Below are 237 nucleotides of genomic sequence, written 5' to 3'. Positions count from 1 at the left end.
TCGTCGTACTCGACGCCCAGGCCGACCGACGAGCCCGGGTGCAGGTACCCGTCCTCGAACGTGAACGACTGCCGGAACACCTCGCCGGTGCGCGCGCCGTGCTGCATGTACTCCTGGATGCCGAAGTTGTGGATGGCCAGGCCCACATGCATCTGCGCGGCCAGACCGACCGGGGAGATGTCCGTCGGGCCGTGGAACCCGGACTTCACCTGGTACTGCGCGGCGTAGTCCATGACC

Annotated in this window: 1 protein-coding gene; it reads right to left on the bottom strand. The window is 67.5% G+C overall.

Annotated features, from left to right (window positions below):
* A partial coding sequence (locus HP550_RS00005) for an enolase C-terminal domain-like protein (RefSeq protein ID WP_281362082.1) occupies window positions 1-237 on the bottom strand: 237 nt, incomplete at both ends.

This window comes from Cellulomonas humilata, assembly GCF_013359775.1.
Classification (GTDB): Bacteria; Actinomycetota; Actinomycetes; order Actinomycetales; family Cellulomonadaceae; genus Cellulomonas; species Cellulomonas humilata.
This window is presented reverse-complemented; position numbering and strand designations above follow the sequence as displayed.